Annotated in this window: 16 protein-coding genes; 12 read left to right on the top strand and 4 right to left on the bottom strand. The window is 71.3% G+C overall.

The window, feature by feature from the left end; genetic code table 11:
* Nucleotides 1–41: 41 nt before the first annotated feature.
* The 8 genes from MA875_RS07510 to rocD all read left to right on the top strand — a co-directional run bounded on the left by MA875_RS07510 (nucleotide 42) and on the right by rocD (nucleotide 8,922).
* The gene (locus MA875_RS07510) at nucleotides 42–530 is read left to right on the top strand and encodes a hypothetical protein (protein ID WP_248241509.1); all 489 of its coding nucleotides are present in this window, start codon (nucleotides 42–44) and stop codon (nucleotides 528–530) included.
* Between the two features lie 21 nt (nucleotides 531–551).
* Nucleotides 552–4,274, top strand: coding sequence for a proline dehydrogenase family protein (locus MA875_RS07505; RefSeq protein ID WP_248241508.1), 3,723 nt, complete (start codon nucleotides 552–554; stop codon nucleotides 4,272–4,274).
* Nucleotides 4,275–4,359: 85 nt separating this feature from the next.
* A complete protein-coding gene (locus MA875_RS07500; protein WP_248241507.1) occupies nucleotides 4,360–4,707 on the top strand; it encodes a GNAT family N-acetyltransferase in 348 nt (115 codons plus the stop codon).
* Nucleotides 4,708–4,983: 276 nt separating this feature from the next.
* Nucleotides 4,984–5,436 carry a hypothetical protein gene (locus MA875_RS07495; protein ID WP_248241506.1) on the top strand — a complete coding sequence of 151 codons (453 nt, stop codon included), beginning with the start codon at nucleotides 4,984–4,986 and terminating at the stop codon, nucleotides 5,434–5,436.
* Entirely contained in the window at nucleotides 5,436–5,657 is a 222-nt protein-coding gene (locus MA875_RS07490) for a helix-turn-helix transcriptional regulator (protein ID WP_248241505.1), read from the top strand. The genes MA875_RS07495 and MA875_RS07490 overlap by 1 nt, the downstream gene beginning before the upstream one ends.
* Nucleotide 5,658: 1 nt before the next feature.
* Nucleotides 5,659–6,651: an NAD(P)-dependent alcohol dehydrogenase gene (locus tag MA875_RS07485; RefSeq protein ID WP_248241504.1), complete on the top strand. Its 993-nt coding sequence runs from the start codon at nucleotides 5,659–5,661 to the stop codon at nucleotides 6,649–6,651.
* 142 nt (nucleotides 6,652–6,793) lie between these two features.
* The gene (gene ddaH / locus MA875_RS07480; protein ID WP_372492543.1) at nucleotides 6,794–7,699 is read left to right on the top strand and encodes a dimethylargininase; all 906 of its coding nucleotides are present in this window, start codon (nucleotides 6,794–6,796) and stop codon (nucleotides 7,697–7,699) included.
* The gene (gene rocD / locus MA875_RS07475; protein ID WP_248241503.1) at nucleotides 7,696–8,922 is read left to right on the top strand and encodes an ornithine--oxo-acid transaminase; all 1,227 of its coding nucleotides are present in this window, start codon (nucleotides 7,696–7,698) and stop codon (nucleotides 8,920–8,922) included. The genes ddaH and rocD overlap by 4 nt, the downstream gene beginning before the upstream one ends.
* A 207-nt stretch (nucleotides 8,923–9,129) precedes the next feature.
* Here the strand turns inward: rocD and MA875_RS07470 are convergent, their stop codons facing one another.
* Nucleotides 9,130–10,719: a molybdopterin-dependent oxidoreductase gene (locus MA875_RS07470; protein WP_248241502.1), complete on the bottom strand. Its 1,590-nt coding sequence runs from the start codon at nucleotides 10,717–10,719 to the stop codon at nucleotides 9,130–9,132.
* Nucleotides 10,720–10,801: 82 nt separating this feature from the next.
* Here MA875_RS07470 and MA875_RS07465 point away from each other — a divergent pair, with 82 nt between their 5' ends.
* On the top strand, nucleotides 10,802–11,977 hold the full coding sequence (locus MA875_RS07465) for an alpha/beta fold hydrolase (RefSeq protein WP_248241501.1): 1,176 nt from the start codon (nucleotides 10,802–10,804) through the stop codon (nucleotides 11,975–11,977).
* A 6-nt stretch (nucleotides 11,978–11,983) separates the two neighbouring features.
* Here MA875_RS07465 and MA875_RS07460 read toward each other — a convergent pair whose 3' ends face one another.
* On the bottom strand, nucleotides 11,984–13,195 hold the full coding sequence (locus MA875_RS07460; RefSeq protein WP_248241500.1) for an ATP-grasp domain-containing protein: 1,212 nt from the start codon (nucleotides 13,193–13,195) through the stop codon (nucleotides 11,984–11,986).
* Between the two features lie 95 nt (nucleotides 13,196–13,290).
* Between MA875_RS07460 and MA875_RS07455 the strand changes: the two genes are divergently transcribed.
* Genes MA875_RS07455 through MA875_RS07445 form a run of 3 tightly spaced genes read left to right on the top strand, consistent with a single transcriptional unit; the run spans nucleotide 13,291 to nucleotide 16,905 of the window.
* A complete protein-coding gene (locus MA875_RS07455) occupies nucleotides 13,291–15,078 on the top strand; it encodes a circularly permuted type 2 ATP-grasp protein (protein ID WP_248241499.1) in 1,788 nt (595 codons plus the stop codon).
* Nucleotides 15,072–16,004, top strand: coding sequence for an alpha-E domain-containing protein (locus MA875_RS07450; RefSeq protein ID WP_248241498.1), 933 nt, complete (start codon nucleotides 15,072–15,074; stop codon nucleotides 16,002–16,004). The genes MA875_RS07455 and MA875_RS07450 overlap by 7 nt, the downstream gene beginning before the upstream one ends.
* Before the next feature lie 55 nt (nucleotides 16,005–16,059).
* A complete protein-coding gene (locus MA875_RS07445; protein WP_248241497.1) occupies nucleotides 16,060–16,905 on the top strand; it encodes a transglutaminase family protein in 846 nt (281 codons plus the stop codon).
* Nucleotides 16,906–16,970: 65 nt separating this feature from the next.
* Here the strand turns inward: MA875_RS07445 and MA875_RS07440 are convergent, their stop codons facing one another.
* Both MA875_RS07440 and MA875_RS07435 read right to left on the bottom strand, forming a co-directional pair.
* Nucleotides 16,971–17,165, bottom strand: a complete 195-nt coding sequence (locus MA875_RS07440) for a hypothetical protein (RefSeq protein ID WP_248241496.1) — start codon at nucleotides 17,163–17,165, stop codon at nucleotides 16,971–16,973.
* Nucleotides 17,162–18,877, bottom strand: a complete 1,716-nt coding sequence (locus tag MA875_RS07435; RefSeq protein ID WP_248241495.1) for an MFS transporter — start codon at nucleotides 18,875–18,877, stop codon at nucleotides 17,162–17,164. Before MA875_RS07435 ends, MA875_RS07440 begins: the two co-directional genes overlap by 4 nt.
* Nucleotides 18,878–18,916: the final 39 nt, after the last annotated feature.

Below are 18,916 nucleotides of genomic sequence, written 5' to 3'. Positions count from 1 at the left end.
TCATCGTCGCCGTCGTCGTCGTTCTCGTCATCGTGGGGATCGTGATCGGGCTCGTCGCGCGCCGGCGCTCGACCGCCCATCGCGAGGCGCAGCACCGCCGCGCCGAGGAAATCCGCGAAAAGGCGCGCGAGTCGGAGATCGCGGCGCAGGAACGCGAGGCCGAGGCGGCCCGGGCGCGCGCCGATGCCGCCGCCGCGGCGGCGGACGCCGAACGCGCGAAAGCCGAGGCGGCGCGCGCGGAGGTGGAAGCGCGCCGCAGGCAGGGTGACATCGCCGAGCATGAAGCGAATGCCGCGAAGCGGCGCGCCGAGTACGAGGAGAGTCTCGCCAAGGCCGACGAGATCGATCCGCTCGTGACCGACCGGGATCGTTCGGCGACGGTGGCCGCGGAGGGAAGGGGCGCGACGCCGGTGACCGAGCGTCGGACGGACCAGCACGACGGGCCGCGCATCGACGCCGGAGACGGTGCTCGCGGCGATCGGGCCGACACGCCTGCCGAGCGCCGTGATCCCGGCGCAGCGGGGGCGTGATCGCGTTCTAGTCTGGTTGCCATGGTGACCGACCCCTTTCGGGGCGACACCGACCTGGCGGCATCCGGCGACGATCTCGCCGAGGGTGCCGTACAACTGGCGCAGCGGTGGATCACCGAGAGCGCCCAGGTCGAGGTCGACCCCTCCGCCGCCCGACTCGCCGGCGTTCTGAAAGACCCCGACGGACTGCCCTTCACGATCGGGTTCGTGGACGGCGTGATGCGTCCGGAGAGCCTCGGTGCCGCGGCATCCCAACTGCATCGGGTCGCCCCCCTCGTGCCGCGCTTCCTGCCGTGGTACCTGCGCGGGGCGGTGCAGGTGGGCGGCGCGGTCGCACCGGTGCTGCCGACGCCGGTGGTTCCCCTCGCGCGGCGCGCGCTCCGCGAAATGGTGCGCCACCTCATCGTGGATGCCCGTCCGAAGAAGCTCGGCCCCGCCATCGCCGAGCTCCGTGCGGCCGGCGCGCGGCTGAACCTCAACCTGCTGGGTGAGGCGGTCCTCGGCGAGGATGAGGCGCTGCGCCGACTCGACGGCATCCATGACCTGATCCGCCGCGCCGATGTCGACTACGTCTCGGTGAAGGTGTCGGCGATCGCCAGCCACATCTCGATGTGGGCGTTCGACGAGGTGGTCGACAAGGTCGTCGATCGGCTCATGCCCCTCTACCTGTCGGCGGCGTCGGACGGCACGTTCATCAACCTCGACATGGAGGAGTACCGCGACCTCGACCTGACCATCGCGGTGTTCACCCGCATCCTCGAGGATCCGCGGCTCGCCGATCTCGAGGCGGGGATCGTGCTGCAGGCGTACCTGCCCGACGCGCTGCCGGCGCTGCGGGAGCTCACCGCGTGGGCTCGCGCGCGGGTGCGCGGGGGCGGCGCGGGGATCAAGGTGCGCCTGGTCAAGGGTGCGAACCTCGCCATGGAGCGCGTCGACGCGGTGATGCACGGCTGGGAGCTTGCGACCTACGGCTCGAAGCTCGACAGCGACGCCAACTACCTGCGCTGCCTCGACGAGGCGATGCGCCCCGAGAACGCCGCGGCGGTGCGGGTGGGTGTTGCCGGGCACAACCTCTTCGACATCGCCTATGCGTGGCTGCTCGCCGGCGAGCGCGGGGTGCGCGACCGCATCGAGTTCGAGATGCTCCTCGGCATGGCGCAGGGTCAGGTGGCGGCGGTGTCCCGCGAGGTCGGCCCGGTTCTTCTCTACGTGCCGGTCGTCGCCCCCGACGAGTTCGACGTCGCCATCAGCTACCTCGTCCGCCGCCTCGAGGAGAACGCCTCCAGTGAGAACTTCCTCTCCGCGGCGTTCGATCTCGCCGACGATCCCGCGCTGTTCGCGCGGGAGCGCGATCGTTTCCTCGCCTCGGTCGCGCGGGCCGCCGACCCTGATCTGCCGACCGGTCCGAACCGGACGCAGGACCGGACGGATGCCGCGGCGGGCGGCGCGACGGGTACCGCCGACCCCGGGGCACCCGGGAACATCCTGCGGAAACAGGCACCCGACGCCGACGACGACGGGCTGACCCGCGAAGTGCTCGGGATCGCCCGCTCGGCCTCGGTCGATCCGGGCGAGACCCTGCCGATCGCCCCGGAGGTCGGCGGCATCCTCTTCGGCGGGCAGGAGATCGTCGAGACCGCGGTCTACGCGGCGCGCGAGTCGGGGCCCACCGCGCTCGGCGCGCCCGGCTTCGCCAATGCGCCCGACTCCGACCCCGCGCTTCCCGCCAACCGTACGTGGGCCCGCGAGATCCTCGGCCGCGTCTCGGGGTCGCGGGCGGGGGTCGACACGATCGCCGCAGCGCGGCTCGACGACGCCACCGAGGTCGACGCCGTGATCGACCGGGTGCGGTCCGCGGCAGAGGCGTGGGGGGCGCGGGCCGCCGCCGATCGTGCCGAGGTGCTCGCCGCCGCCGGCCGGGCGCTCGAGGCTCGGCGTGCCGAACTCATCGAGGTCGCCGCCTCGGAGACCGGCAAGGTCTTCGCTGAGGCCGACGTCGAGGTGAGTGAGGCCGTCGACTTCGCCCACTACTACGCCGCCACCGCCCGCGAGCTCGACCGGGTCAGCGGCGCGGTCTTCGTGCCGGCGCGACTGACCGTCGTGACACCGCCGTGGAACTTCCCCGTCGCGATCCCCGCCGGAGGCGTGCTCGCCGCGCTCGCCGCCGGGTCGGGGGTGGTGTTCAAGCCGGCGCCGCAGGCGCGGCGCTGCGCGGCCGTGGTCGCCGAAGCCCTGTGGGAGGCGGGGGTGCCTCGCGACGTGCTCGCCCTGGTCGACGTCGAAGAGGGTGAGCTCGGGCAGCGCCTCATCGCGCACGAGGGCGTCGACCGCGTCATCCTCACCGGCTCGTGGGACACCGCCGCCCTCTTCCGCTCGTGGCGACCCGATCTGCCGCTCCTGGCCGAGACCAGCGGCAAGAACGCGATGATCGTCATGCCGTCGGCAGACCTCGACCTCGCGGCATCCGATGTGGTCAAGAGCGCCTTCGGCCACGCGGGACAGAAGTGCTCTGCCGCGTCGCTGGTGATCCTCGTCGGACCGGTGGCCCGCTCGCAGCGCTTCCTCCGGCAGCTGGTCGACGCCACGACCTCGCTGCGCGTCGCGCCGCCCACCGACCCGCTCGCCGAGGTCGGGCCCGTGATCGAGACGCCGCGCGGAAAGCTCGACTGGGCTCTCACCACCCTCGATGAGGGCGAGAAGTGGCTCGTCGCGCCGCGCGCCCTCGAGGCAGCAGCCGAGTACGAAGGGCGCCTCTGGCGGCCGGGAATCCGCACCGGGGTCAAGCCCGGGTCGCGCTTCCACCGCGAAGAGTTCTTCGGGCCCGTCCTCGGCGTCATGCACGCGCACTCGCTCACCGAGGCGATCGAGCTGCAGAACGCGGTCGACTACGGCCTGACGGCGGGGCTGTACACGCAGAACCCCGATGACCTCGCGCTGTGGCTCGACCGGGTCGAGGCCGGAAACCTCTACGTCAACCGCGGCATCACCGGGGCCATCGTGCAGCGGCAGCCGTTCGGCGGGTGGAAGCGCTCCTCGGTAGGCGCGGGGTCCAAGGCCGGAGGCCCGAACTACCTGATCGGGCTCGGATCATGGCGACCGTCGACCGGTTCGCCGCCGTCGGCGACCCTCCACCTGCGCGGGCTCGACTCGAGGATCACGACGCTGATCGAAGCGGCGCAGCCGACGCTCGACTATCTGGCGTTCGAGTGGCTCCGCCGCGGGGCACTGTCGGACGCGATCGCGTGGGACCGTGAGTTCGGTCGGGTCAAGGACGTGTCGCAGCTGGGTGTCGAGCGCAATCTCTTCCGCTACCGTCCCGTCGGCGTCGCCGTCCGGGCGACGGGCGATGCGCCGTGGCAGGCGCTGCTGCGGGTGATCGTCGCGGCGCTGCGCGCCGGATCGGAGGTCACCGTCAGCGCACCGGTCGGCATGCCCGCGGGGGTCCGCCGCGTGCTCGGCGAGGAGCAGGTGTCGGTGTTCGTCGAGAGCGACGAGCAGTTCGAATCGCGCATGGTCGAGGCGCGACCGGCGCGGGTGCGGCTGGTCGGGCCGTCGGCTTCGGTCGCCGCCGCGCACGCGGCGCTCTCCGACGCGGTGGCAGGCGACCCCGACATCGCCGTCTACGCCGGCGAGGTCACGACGGCGGGCCGCATCGAACTGCTGCCGTTCCTGCGGGAACAGTCGGTCACCATCACCGCGCACCGGTTCGGCAACCCCGACCCCTGGTCGGCCGAGGTCATCTGATGCCCCTCGAGGCCCGAGAGCCCGCGGGGCAGGGGTTCGTCCGCGCGATGTGGGGCTGCAGCAGCGCGGCGCGTCCGTCCTGGTCGTGGCCTGGAGTGACGGGGTTCCGGTGGGCTCGGCGCAGCTCGATCTTCGGACCGATCCCTTCGAGGTGAAGAACCTCCACGTCGACGAGCGCGCTCGCGGCCAGGGCATCGGGACCGCGCTCATGGCCGAGGTCGAGCGGCTCGCCGCCCCGGCGTCCCGTCTGGCCGTCGGTGTCGGTGTCGACAACCCACGCGCGCGGGCGCTCTACGAGCGACTCGGGTATCGCTCGACCGGGCAGGAGAGCACGACGACCTACGAGTACGTGGACGCGCACGGCGTGCGGCGCACCGCGACCGAGACCGACGTGCTGCTAATGAAGGACTTCCCGGCCGGTTCTCCCCTCTGAGCGCGGGTCGCGCTGTCCTCAACTCCTGCAGATCGGGCGCCGGCGTGGCGCGGAAGTGCCGAATCGCGGGCTTCGCGCCGGATCTGCAGGAGTTGGGGACCACGGCATCAGCACAACTCCTCAGATTCCGCGCTGAACCGGTCGGAAACCGCCGTCGCCAGGGTGCGCGGAGTCGATTCTGAGGAGTTGTGCGGGTCCGCCCACCCCCAGACCTGCCCGATGTAAAAGATTCTTGACACGTCGTGGGCCTCACCGTACCTTTAGTGTCAAGAATCTTTGACATCGGAGGTCGCCGTGGCGTACATGGAGCGCACGATCTGGGCGCAGCTGATCGCGAGCGTGATCGGGCTCGTGGTCTACCTGGCACTGATCGTCCCGCAGCTGATCACCACACCCGTGGGTGAGATCGCGTGGGTGTGGCCCATGGTCGGCACGATCGCAGGGGGGATCGTCCTGTCGATCGTGCTGAGCATCGCGTGGGGGATCGTCGCCCGGATGCGCGATCCGGAACTCGAGCACACCGCCGATCAACGCGACCGCGAGATCGAACGGTTCGGCGAACGCGTGGGGCAGGGCTTCCTCGCCATCGGCGCCATCGGCGCCCTGATCCTCGCCATGGTCGAGGCTCCCTGGTTCTGGATCGGCAACGCGCTGTTCCTGGGCTTCTTCCTCTCGGCCGTGCTCGGCGGCATGGCCCGGCTGGGTGCGTACCGGCGGGGATTCCAATGATGGTCCGCCCCACCAAGGTCACCAACACCATCCGCAGCGTCCGCGAAGCCGCCGGGATGACCCAGGCCGAGGTCGCTCGCCGGGTGGGAGTGACGCGCCAGACCCTCATCGCCATCGAGCAGGGGCGGTACTCGCCGACCCTCGAGCTCGCGTTCCAACTCGCCCGCGCCTTCGACGCGCGCCTCGACGACCTCTTCCACTATCCCGACACGGAGGACTGACATGACCACCCACACGATCCCGCAGACCATGACGGCGTGGCGACAGCACGCCTACGGCCCCGCCGACGTGGTGCAGGCCGAGACCGTTCCCGTCCCGTCGCCGGGCAGGAAGGACGTCCTGCTGAAGGTCGCGGCGGTGTCGCTGAACTCCGGCGACATCCACCTGATGCGCGGTGAGCCGCGTGTCGTCCGGCTGTTCTTCGGTCTCCGCCGCCCACGCACGAGGGGACGGGGGATGGATGTCGCGGGCACGGTCGTCGCGGTCGGTGCCGGTGTCACGGGGTTCGCCGTCGGCGACCTCGTCGTCGGCGCGGGGGAGGAGACCCTGGCCGAGTTCGTGGCGGTGAAGGCTGACCGACTCACCGCCGTGCCGGCCGACCTCGACCCGGTCATCGCGGCGACCCTCCCCGTGGCGGGCAACACCGCGGCGACGATCCTCGACGCCTGCGGGGTGGGCGAAGGCTCCAAGGTGCTGCTCGTGGGCGCCGGAGGCGGGGTGGGCACCCTCACCGCTTCCCTCGCCGTCGCACGCGGCGCTGAGGTGTGGGCGACCTGCGGGGCGCGAGCCGAACCCGTGCTCCGCGACCTGGGCGTCGCGCACACCGTCGACTACCGCACGCACGACGTGGCCTCCCTTCCCGCCGGTGCGTTCGACGCCGTCGTCGACATCGCCGGCGAGCCGCCGCTCGAGGTGCTGCGCGACCGCCTGGGCGAGGGTGGAACGGTGGCTCTCGTCGGCGGCGACGGCCATTCCTTCTGGGGTCCGTTCCCCCGCATCATCCGCTCGCTCGTCCTCAGCCGCCGCGCGCGGCGCTTCCGCTCCGTGACAGCGCTCACCAAGACCCCGGTGACCGCGGAGCTGGTGCGGATGACGGCGGCGGGCGTCATCCGTCCGGTCATCGAGAAGACCTTCGGCCTGAGCGACGCCGGTGCCGCGATCGCGCACGTGGAGTCCGGGCGCACGGTGGGCAAGGTGGTCGTGGTCGCCGAGTGAGCGCGGCGTCCCAGGTGGAGCGGAGGGGCTCGTGGCACAATGGTCGCGGCGTGCCCGGGTCGTCCCCTTCGCCCCGGTTCTAACCGGTCGAAGGGCCGCCGGGCCTCTGGACAGCGTCCGCCGCACCTTCGCAAGGAGACCGATGTCCACTCAGAACACCGCGCCGACCGTCGAGGCCACCGCCGCCACCGCGAGCCCCACGGGGCGCATCGCGCAGCACCGCCGGTACCTCATGTGCCGACCCGAGTTCTTCACCGTCAGCTACACGATCAACCCGTGGATGGAGCCGGCGAACCCCACCGACACCGCCAAGGCGGTCCGGCAGTGGCAGGCGCTGTACGACGCCTACCTCGCGCTCGGACACGAGGTGGAGCTCATCGACCCGATCGACGGTCTTCCCGACATGGTCTACACGGCCAACGGCGGCTTCCTCATCGACGGCATCGCCTACGGTGCGAAGTTCCGCTTCGACGAACGCGTCCCCGAGGGGCCGGCGTTCATGGACTGGTTCCGCGACAACGGGTACGACGTCGTGGTCCCGCGCGAGGTCAACGAGGGCGAGGGCGATTTCCTGCTCGTCGGCGACACCATCCTCGCCGGGACCGGGTTCCGCTCGACCGGTGACAGCCACCGCGAGGTGGGTGAGGTCTTCGGTCGCGAGGTCGTCTCGCTCAACCTCGTCGACCCGCGGTTCTACCACCTCGACACCGCGATCGCGGTGCTCGACCCCGTCGAGGGGCCGGGCGGGGTCGAGCGGGCCAACATCGCCTACCTCGAGCACGCGTTCGACGAGCGCGGCCAGGCCATCCTCGCGGAGCGTTACCCCGACGCGATCCGGGTGTCGGATGACGACGGCGCGGTGTTCGGGCTGAACTCGGCCAGCGACGGCTACAACGTCATCATCTCGCCGCGGGCGACCGGTTTCGAGGCCCAGCTGCGCGAGCGCGGCTACAACCCGATCAAGATCGACCTGTCCGAGCTTCTCCTCGGTGGCGGTGGCATCAAGTGCTGCACGCTCGAGCTCCGTCGCGGGACGGACGCGCCATGAGCATCTCCGAGCTGCCGACCGACACCGCGACCCTGCGGGTGATCGGCGCGGAGGAGCAGCATCTCGCCCACAACTACCACCCGCTCCCGGTCGTGGTCTCGCGGGCGGAGGGGGCGTGGGTCACCGACGTCGAGGGCAAACGCTACCTCGACCTCCTCTCGGCGTACTCGGCGTTGAACTTCGGGCACGGTCATCCCGCCATCGTCGCCGCCGCGCAGGAGCAGCTGGGCCGGGTCACCCTGACCAGCCGCGCCTATCACAGCGACCGCCTTGGCGAGTTCGCCGCGGCGCTCGCCGAGCTCTGCGGCAAAGACCTCGTCCTGCCGATGAACACCGGCGCCGAGGCGGTGGAGACGGGGATCAAGGTCGCGCGCGCGTGGGGCTATCGCGTGAAGGGCATCACCCCGGATGCCGCGACGATCGTCGTCGCTCACGGGAACTTCCACGGGCGCACCACCACGATCGTCGGGTTCAGCGACGACCCCGTCTCGCATGACGACTTCGGCCCCTACGGCGGCGGCTTCGTGCACGTGCCGTACGGCGACGCCGCCGCGATCGAGGCCGTGATCGACGAGAACACCGCGGCGGTGCTCATCGAACCGATCCAGGGCGAGGCGGGGGTCATCATCCCGCCCGAGGGCTACCTTCGCGCCGTGCGAGAAATCTGCACCCGGCGCGGCGTGCTGCTCATCGCCGACGAGATCCAGTCCGGTCTCGGCCGCGTGGGGACGACGTTCGCGTGCGACCGCGAGGGAGTCGTGCCCGACGTCTATCTGCTCGGAAAGGCGCTCGGAGGCGGCATCGTCCCGGTGTCGGCCGTCGTCGCCGACCGCGATGTCCTCGGCGTCATCCGTCCCGGCGAGCACGGCTCGACCTTCGGCGGCAACCCGCTGGCCGCCGCCGTCGGCACGCGCGTCGTCGAGATGCTGCAGACGGGTGAGTTCCAGAAGCGCGCGGCCGCGCTCGGCGAACACCTCGAGGCGAAGCTCGACGAGCTCGTCGGCCACGGTGTCACCCAGGTGCGCATCGCGGGCCTCTGGGCGGGGATCGACATCGACCCCGCCGTCGGCACCGGCCGTGAGGTCGCCGAGCGACTCCTCGCGCGCGGCGTCCTCGCCAAGGACACGCACGGGCAGACGCTCCGGATCGCGCCGCCGCTGGTCATCCGCGCCACCGAGCTGGACTGGGCGGTCGAGCAGCTGAAGCTCGTCCTCGCGGGCTGAGCCGGGCGGCGCAGGTCGCCCGCGCCGGCCGGCGGGTTCCATGCCGATGTGGCGCGCATGGCGACCTTGAGGGCGCCAAGGTCGCCAACTGGGCCACCTCTGCGGCACCGGCCGTCGCCGATGTGGCGCACCTTGCGATCTTCAGCACGTGAAGGTCGCAATCTGCGCCACTTTCGCGCGACAGAGACCCGTCCGCGCGCCCGCGGCTCAGAAGACGTCGACGGGGAACTCGTGCCAGCCCGTCGCGCCGTCGGGGATGACGCCGACGACCTCGGAGGTCTGCGTCTCGCCGAGCGCATTCGTGGCGCGGCAGCGCAGCACGTGGCGCCCCGCCGTCGCCCGCCACGGCAGGCTCCACTGCACCCACGTGTCATCCGAGATGGCCGTGGCGAGGGTCGCGTCCTCCCAGGGGCCGTCGTCGACCTGCACCTCCACGCGTGAGATGCCGACATGCGGCTGCCAGGCGACCCCCGCGATGACGGTGTCGCCCGCGCTCAATCCCTGACCGGGGCGGGGCACGTCGATGCGCGACTGCAGTTTGACCGGACCGCGTTCGGACCATCCACGATCGGTCCAGTACGCGGTGGCACGGTCGAAGCGGGTCACCTCGAGGTCGACGACCCACTTCGTCGCCGAGACATACCCGTAAAGCCCCGGTACCACCATCCGCACCGGGAACCCGTGCTCGAGCGGGAGGGGCTCCCCGTTCATCCCGACGGCGAGGATCGACCAGCGGTCGGGGTCCGTGAGCGCCTCGAGCGGTGTCGACGCGGTGAAGCCGTCGATCGATCGGGACAGCACCATGTCGGCGTCCGCCGTCGGGCGTGCCCGGGCGAGGAGCTCCCGGATCGGGTAGCCGAGCCACAGCGCGTTGCCGATGAGTGTTCCCCCGACCTCGTTCGACACGCACGACATGGTGGCGTACCCCTCCTCGAGAGGGAGGGCGACCAGCTCGTCCCACGTCACGACGACCTCGTTCTCGACCATTCCGTGAATGCGGAGCGACCAGTCGGCGGGGTCGATCTGCGGCACGACCAACGCGGTGTCGATGCGGTAGAACGAGTCGTTCGGGGTGATGACGTCGGCCAGTCCCGAGATGTTCAGCTCGGCACCGGCCGGAACGGGGGGCGCGGCCACGGCCGGGTCGGGGAGCCGCAGCGCCGCCCGGATCGCCGCGACGGCGCGGCTGCCGCCGCTCACGAGTGTCGCCCCGAGAACCATGACGAGACCGACGGCGGCGGCGCCGCCGGTCCACACGAGGAAGCGGCGTCGGTCGATCTCCGAGGGTCGGTCGGGGGTCGTCGGGGGCGCATCGTCCGAACGCTCCGCCGTCGCGGGAAGGAGGCGCAGCAGCATCCGCAGACTCACCGCCATCGTCGCGCCGGCGATCGACGACGGCAGCCATGACAGCGCGCCGGCGTCGGCCCGCGTGAGAGCGACGGCGGCGCCGACGACCCCGAGGGCGACGGCGATCGCCACCCCGATCGGGGGGCGGCGACGCTCGAGGAGGCCCGCGACCGCCGCGACCGCGAGAAGCACGAGTGCGATTCCGGTGAGGAGGGCGGCCTTGTCGGCGGTGCCGAACCACGCGATCGCCGTGTCTTTCGCCCAGGAGGGCGCGACGTCGATGAGCGCGCCGCCGATGGCGGCGAAGGGGCTGGATGCCGGGGCGATGAGCGCCGCGGACAACTCGCCGAGGCCCGCGCCCAACACCGCGGCTACGGCACCGGCCGCCGCGGCGAGCCAGCCGTCCTGGACCCTCGCGCGTTCTGCTCCTCGGCCTCGAGCATCCGCCACGTCTCGAGCCTATGCCGCTCCACGCGGGTGCGGGTTGCGTGGTCGCATGGCGCGGGTGGGGGCGATGCGACAGAGTAGCCGCATGGCACGGGCTCGCGGCGAACGCATCCAGGCCGTTCGCCGCCCGGAGGGCGCCGACGCGCCCGCCTTCGACCTGTCGTACGTGCGCTCGGGGCCGCGCGGTGCGACACCGGTCGTCATCCTCCCGGGCGGCCCTGGCCTCGCCTCGGTCCGCCCCTACCGCAGCGTGCGGCGCATCGCCGCGAGCGGAGGCCTCGACGTCATCATGGTCGAGCACCGGGGGGTCGGGCTCTCCCGAACGGACCTCGCCGGGGCGCCTCTGCCCCCCTCGGCGATGCGCATCACCGCCGTCCTCGATGACATCGCCGCGGTGCTCGACCGCGAACGCATCGCACGCGCGGTCGTCGTCGGGTCGTCGTACGGCAGCTATCTCGCATCCGCATTCGGTGTCCGTCACCAAGACCGTGTCGAACGGATGCTGCTGGACTCGCCTCTGCAGTCCACGGCTGATCTGGCGATCGAGCGGGAGCGCGTGCGCGGCCTGTTCTGGAACGCGGGCGATCGGCTGTCCGCCGACGTGCGCGCCCTCGTGGATCGCGGGGAGGACGCGCGTTCCGTGCTGGATGTCGTCCGCGCCGCGTACGAGCTGGTGGGACCGGAACTGGCCGAGGCGCTCGCTCGACGCCGCCTGCGTCGGGGGCTGGGACTGACGTGGCGGGTGCTGTCCGGCTACGCCACGCGCGACGACGACATCGCTCACATCCCGGGGGTGTACGAGTTCGACACCGCCGGGGTGATCGCCTTCCGGGAGCTCGCGTACGGGGCGCCCCTCGACGGTCTGCCGCTGGACCCCGCCGCGACCTACGCGCCGCTCGCGGCGCGGTTCCCCCCGTTCGCGGGGGAGCCCTACGACCTCCCCGCCCTCACGCCCGCGTTCGCGTGGCCGCTGGTCGTCGTCAGCGGAACGAGAGACCTCCGCACTCCTCCCGCGATCGCCGAGCGGACGGTGCGGACCGCGCAGGACGGGGTGATCGTGACCCTTGAGAACGGGCACAGCGCGCTGGACACGCACCCGGTCGCGCTCCTGAACGCCGTCCGGCGCTTGGTGCGCGGGAGCCAGCACCGTCTCCCGGGCGAAGCGGCCCTGCTCGACCGGTTGCCGCGGCGCGGCGCGGGGGCGCGCTTGCCCGATCTCCTCCGCGCGCTCTCCCGCGCGGAAGGGCTCCTCGGACGCTGAGCGGGATCAGACCCGCCCGGCGTGCACCGCGTCGAGGGCGGCGGCGTCGGCGGAACTCATCCCGTCGATCGGCTCACCGTTCCAGACGATGTCGTCGCCGAGGGCGGCGAGGATCTCCTTGCGGTCGCCGTGCTGGATCTTCGCGCCGTGCACGATGGTCGCCGGGCTCCACATCATCGCCAGACTGTCGTGCCAGCCGCTTCCGACGTCCTTCACGTGGAGCAGGTCGTGCAGCGACGTCGGCAGATGCGAGAGCGGTTCGGCGAAGCAGTCGGCGACCACCGCGAGGGTGATCTCGCGCTCCGCGCCGGGCTCGGCGACGACGGGTTCGTCGACGTCGCCGGTGAGCGCCCGGCCGACATCGGCGGCATCCAGCAGGATGATCCCGTTCGTGGGGCGCGGGTTGCATTCGATGATCCGCAGCCCGTCGCCGTGGTCGACGAAGTCGAAGGACAGCTGGCCGGTGAAGCCGGGGTCCAGCGCGTCGACGATGCGCTGCGCGTAGGCGAGGGTGTCGGTGCTGTCGACGGCGAGGAACGCGATCGCCGTGCTGTGCGCCCACTGCTCCGCGGCGACGTAGGTCGTGTGGGCGGTCACCCGGCCCTCGACGATGATGCTGTACGAGCACACCATCGGCCCGTCCACGAAGGGCTGCACGAGCCAGGGCTGCTCGGGGGTGGGGTGGCACTGGTCGACCGGCGTCTTGCCCGCGAGCGGCCCGGTGTTGGTCAAGAGGCCCACCCCGCCGCGTGAGAACGCCGCACGGGCGAAGTAGCGGGGGAAGCGGGCGATGGTCTCGATCAGCTCCTCGTCGCTGGTGACCACGACCGTCTCGGGGATCGGCACACCCGCGTCCTCGGCGAGCCGCTGGAAGCTCGCCTTGTCGTGCAGCCGCGCGAGGTCGCCGAACGTCCCCGTGAGCACACGCACGCCCTCGGGCAGGTCGCTGCGGCGTGCGGCGAGGTAGAAGACCTCCTCGAAGGTCGGGATGATCACGTCGATCTCGTGCGCGGTCACGAAGGCCGAGACCTCGGCGATGAAGGCATCGGTCGCGAACCGCGGCGACGAGGTGACGAGGTGCCCGGCGGCGAACCGCGAATGGCTGCCCACCGCGCCCCCGTAGGTGTCGCTGGCGTAGACGGTGTGCCCGATGCTCCCGAGCTTGCGGATGAGATCCAGCGCGAAGGTGTTGCGGGAGCTGGTGACGAGGATGCGCATGGCGTCGTTCCGATCGAGGTGCCGCTCAGCCTAGCGAGGTCGGCGTCAGCCGGGTCGAAACACTGCGGCAACACGCCCCGGACTAGGCTCGGGGCATGGGTGACCTGTTCGACGGCTACGGCGCCACGCTGACGCCCCGTCGGTCGCCCGCGGGTGTCGCCCCGTTCGACGAGATGTTCGCGGTGTCGCGCAACGGGTCGGCGGGGGCGGAGTCGCGGGAGGCCTATCGCGAGCTCTATCAGGCTCTGGCGCAGATGACCCAGGAGGAGCTGCGCGGGCGCACCGAGTCGCTCGCGAGCTCCTACCTCGCACAGGGCGTGACCTTCGACTTCGCCGGCGAGGAGCGGCCGTTCCCGCTCGATGCTGTGCCGCGGATCATCGCCTTCGACGAGTGGTCGCGCATCGAGGCGGGCGTGAAGCAGCGGGTGCGTGCCCTCGAAGCGTTCCTCGACGATGCGTACGGGCATCAGCACTGTGTGCGCGACGGGGTGCTGCCGGCACGCCTCATCGCGTCATCCCAGTACTTCTACCGGCAGGCGGCCGGCATCCACAGCGCCAACGGAGTCCGCATCCAGGTGTCGGGAATCGATCTCATCCGCGACGAGAACGGCGAGATGCGGGTGCTCGAAGACAACGTGCGGGTGCCCTCGGGTGTCTCGTACGTCATCTCCAACCGCCGCGTGATGGCCCAGACCCTCCCCGAGCTCTTCGTCTCGATGCGGGTGCGACCCGTCGGCGAGTACCCCAACAAGCTCCTCGCGGCGCTGCGCGCCTCGGCCCCGCCCGGGGTCGAGGAGCCGAATGTCGTCGTGCTGACACCCGGTGTGTACAACTCGGCGTACTTCGAGCACACGCTCCTCGCGCGCCTCATGGGCGTCGAGCTCGTCGAGGGCCGCGACCTGCTGTGCATCGGCGGCAAGGTGTTCATGCGCACCACCCGCGGACCCAAGCGCGTCGACGTCATCTACCGCCGCGTGGACGACGACTTCCTCGACCCGCTGCAGTTCCGCGCCGACTCGATGCTCGGGGCTCCCGGCCTGATGCTCGCCGCGCGGCTCGGCAACGTCACGATCGCCAACGCCGTGGGCAACGGGGTCGCCGACGACAAGCTGATCTACACCTACGTTCCCGACCTCATCCGGTACTACCTCGCCGAGGAGCCGATCCTCAAGAACGTCGACACGTGGCGGCTGGAAGACCCGGGCGCCCTCGAGGAGGTGCTCGACCGGCTCGACGAGCTCGTCGTCAAGCCCGTCGACGGGTCGGGCGGCAAGGGCCTCGTGGTCGGACCGGACGCCTCGCCGGCCGAGCTCGACGCGCTCCGCCATCGCCTCCTCGCCGACCCGCGCGGGTGGATCGCGCAGCCGGTGGTCATGCTGTCGACGATCCCGACGCTCGTGGAGGACGGGATGCGTCCTCGACACGCCGACCTCAGGCCGTTCGCGGTCAACGACGGCGAGGACGTGTGGGTGCTTCCGGGCGGACTCACCCGCGTGGCGCTGCCGGAAGGACAGCTCGTGGTCAACTCCAGCCAGGGCGGCGGGTCGAAGGACACCTGGATCGTGGGCGGCTCGGCGCCGTCGCACGTCGAGTACGGGCAGGGCGCGGGGCTGGCCGGATTGGTCGCCGATCAGGCCGCGACGATCACCGCCGCCATCCCGATCATCTACGACGAGCAGGACGAGGTGACCCACTCGCCGCAGGACCGCCCGCGCACGCGCACCGAGCAGCAGGAGCAGCAGCAGCAGGCCGGCCCCGTCGTTTCGTCTCCCCCTCTTCCGCCGAGAATCCATCTGGGCGCCGAGGATGCGGGTGCACCCCATGCTCTCGGCGCGCAGATGCACTCTCGCGGGATCGTCGTGGGAGGGGATGACGCGTGCTGAGCCGAATTGCAGAGTCGCTGTTCTGGATCGGGCGGTACATCGAGCGCTCCGACGGCACCGCGCGGATCCTCGACGTGCACCTCCAGCTGCTCCTCGAAGACCCGTGGATCGACGAGGACACCGCGTGCCGCTCGCTCCTGAGCGTCATGGGATCGTTCGGGCCCGAGGGCACCGACCGCGTCGGCCGCGACGACGTGCTGCAGCGCCTCGCCGTCGACCGGATGAACCCCGCGAGCATCGCCTACTCGATCTCCGCGGCGCGCGAGAACGCCCGACGCGCCCGCGAGATCGTCTCCACCGAGCTGTGGGAGACCCTGAACACCACCAGCGCCCGGATGCCCCGGCGGCTCCAGCGCGACAAGGTGCACGAGTTCTTCCAGTGGGTGCGCGAGCGCGCCGCGCTCGCCGTCGGCGTCGTGGACTCCTCGACCAGCCGAGACGAGGCCTGGCAGTTCTTCACGCTCGGCCGCAGCATCGAGCGCACCGACATGACCGCGCGCCTCCTCGCGACGAGGTCGCTGACCGAGGCATCCGGCCCCTCCTGGACGACCATCCTGCGCTCGTGCGGTGCCTACGAGGCGTACCTGCGCACCTACCGGGGCATGCCGAGCGCGCGCAACGCCGCCGAGTTCCTGCTGCTGGACCGGCTCTTCCCCCGCTCGATCATCTACTCCATCCAGCTCGCAGAGGAATGCATGAGCGCCATCGACCCCCGCGCCGACCGTGTGGGGCACTCCAACACCGTGCTTCGTGCGCTCGGTCGAATCCGCAACGACCTCGAGTACCGGCCGGTCAGCGAGATCCTGAACGAGCTCCCGCATCACATGCAGCGGGTGCAGAAGGTGACCCGCGAGGCGTCGGAGGCGATCAAGTCGCGCTTCTTCCCCACGCAGGCGGAGCCGAGCTGGATCGGGGAGATCTCGTGACCCCTCGACAGGCTCACGGACCGGTGCGGGACTCCCGCGAGCGGGAGCCCATCTCATGAAACGACTCCGCATCGAGCACTCAACCGGCTTCTCCTACCAGGGGAACGTCTCGGCGTCGTACAACGAGGCACGGATGCTGCCGGGATCGACCGACAGCCAGTTCGTCCTCAATTCGTCGCTGGACATCGAGCCCTCGACATCCGTCAATCACTACGTCGACTACTTCGGCACCCGTGTCGCCTCGTTCGACGTGCTCTCGCCGCACGCCGCGCTGCAGATCACCGCGCGGTCGCTGGTGGAGGTGCGGGCGCAGCCGATCGTGCACACGCCGCTGACCTGGCACGAACTGGGCGACGCCGCGGCCGGCTCGGTGACGACCATCGAGCAGCTCAGTCAGACCGCGCGCACCCGGCCTCACCCCGAGGTGGCCGAGCTCGCCCGCACGATCGCCGCCGAGCACACCCACCCCGGGGAGGCGGCGCACGCCATCTCGATCGCCGTGGGCGACGCGGTGGAGTACATGCACGGGGTGACCGGGGTGCATTCCACGGCCAGCGACGCGTGGATCGCGCGCAAGGGCGTGTGCCAGGACATCACGCACATCACCCTCGGCGCCCTCCGCGAGGTGGGGATCCCGGCGCGGTACGTGTCGGGCTACCTGCACCCGCGCCCCGACGCCGAGGTCGGCGTCGCCGTCACGGGCGAGTCGCACGCCTGGGTGGAGTGGTTCGCGGGTGACTGGCACGGGTTCGATCCCACGAACAACATCGAGATCGGCGATCGGCACGTGCTCGTCGGTCGTGGACGCGACTACAACGACGTGCCGCCGCTGCGCGGCGTGTACGCGGGGCCGTTCAAGAGCCAGCTCAACGTGAAGGTCACCATCACCCGCGAGATGTGAGCGGCGCGTCGGCATCCGGCGGCGACTCCGGGCGCCTCGGCCCGGCAGGCGTCACCCCATCTGCGTCAGCCCGTCGGCGCGTCGGGGTCGAGGGCGCGGATCTGATCCTCCTCGACGGCGTTGTCGGCCTCGAGTCGGTCTTCGGTCTTCTCGTCGCCGCCGGCAGGCCTGTCGTCAGCCTGCCCCTGGCCGGGGGTGCCTTCGCCGACGAGTTCGTCGGGGTCGGCGTGCTCGTCGGGACGGTCGTGGTGCTCGCTCATGTCTCCACGGTAGGCCCGGGGGCCCGCTCGTCCGCGGGGGTTGCGCGGGGTACCTCTTCGCTGCGCGAACCGCTGCGCGAACGTGAACCCGCGCTGCCCACGCTGCCGGCGCCGCCCGCGACCGCGCCCCCGGCGCTGCCAGCGGCGCTCCCGCCACTCCCCAGCGACGCGGTGGCGGCCAGGCCGATCACGAGGAAGCCGGCGGCAGCCCACGTGGCGTAGCGGGTGCCGTCCGAGAACGCCTGCGCCGCGGCATCCGCGATCTGCACGGTGTCGGGGTTCTGGCGGAGGCCCGCGATCGCACCGCCGGCGCTGTCGACGACCGAGGTCACGACCTGATCGCGCTGGGCCGCCGGCACGCCCTGGTCATCGAGCGACGCGGTGAGGGCGGCGGAGGTGCTGGTGAAGAGGATGGTGCCGAGCACCGCGATGCCGAGGGCGGCGCCCACCTGGCGCGCCGTGGACTGCGTGCCCGAGGCCTGGCCGCCCTCGGCGACCGGCACGTCCGCGAGCACGACCCCGGTCAGCTGGGCGGTGGCCAGACCGACGCCCAGGCCGTAGACGAACAGGAAGGGCAGGAGCAGCACCCAGTTCGCGTCGGGGGTGATGACGAATCCCAGGCCGCCGATGCCGATGATCTCGGCGATGAGGCCCGCACGCACCACCCAGACGGGCGCGATCTTCCCACTCGCCGCGCCGGCGACACCACTGGCGACGAACGACCCGATCGCGAGGGCGAGCAGCACGAACCCCGTCTGCAGCGCGTCGAAGCCCAGCACGAACTGCAGCCAGAGCGGAAGGGCGAGGATGACGCCGAACTCGCCGAGCGAGACGATCGTCGCGGCGATGTTGCCGTTGCGGAACGACGGGATGCGGAACAGGTCGAAGCTCAGGAGCGTCGAGTGCCCGAGCCGCCGGCGCCGCAGACCCCAGGCGATGAAGGCGATGAGGCCGAGGACCGCGATCGCGAGGGCGATCGGCACGGGGGAGAGCTCCCATGGCCAGGTGACGCCCGCGAGCTCGAGGGGTCCGTCGGTCGTCCACCAGCCGTAGTTGCGGCCCTCGATGAGACCGAAGACGAGCGCCGCCATGGTGATCACCGAGAGGACGGCGCCGACGGCGTCGGTGCGGCCGGTGTCGGTGCCCCGCGACTCCGCGACGGTGAGCATCACGCCGGCGAAGATGAGGATGCCGAGGGGGATGTTGATCCCGAACGCCCAGTGCCACGAGAAGGCGGTGGTGAGCCAGCCGCCGAGGAGCGGGCCGACGGCGGCCATGCCGCCGATCGTCGAGCCCCAGACCGCGAAGGCGATGCCCCGCTCGCGACCGCGGAAGGTGGCGTTGATCAGCGACAGCGTCGTCGGGAGGATCATCGCGCCACCCACGCCCTGCACGAAGCGGGCGGCGATCAGCATGCCGCCCGAGGTCGACAGGGCCGCCAGGATCGAGGATGCCGCGAAGATGACCACGCCGATCAGCAGCATCCGCTTCCGGCCGATGCGATCGGCGACGCTGCCGAAGACGAGGAGCAGCGCGGCGAAGACGAGCGTGTAGGCCTCCTGGACCCACTGCACCTCGGTGGAGGAGATGCCGAGGTCGTCGACGATCGCGGGGATGGCGACGTTGACGATGGTGGAGTCGACGATGATCAGCGATACCGCGATGCTGATGAACACCAGGCCCGCCCACCGGCGGCGCGACGGATCTGCCACATCGCTAGATTATCTAGTTATTGCGTCGAGTCAAGCGTC

The sequence above is a fragment of the Microbacterium kunmingense genome (genome assembly GCF_023155745.1).
Taxonomy (GTDB): Bacteria; Actinomycetota; Actinomycetes; order Actinomycetales; family Microbacteriaceae; genus Microbacterium; species Microbacterium kunmingense.
Note: the sequence above shows the minus strand (reverse complement) of the source record. Positions and strands in the feature narration are given on the sequence as shown.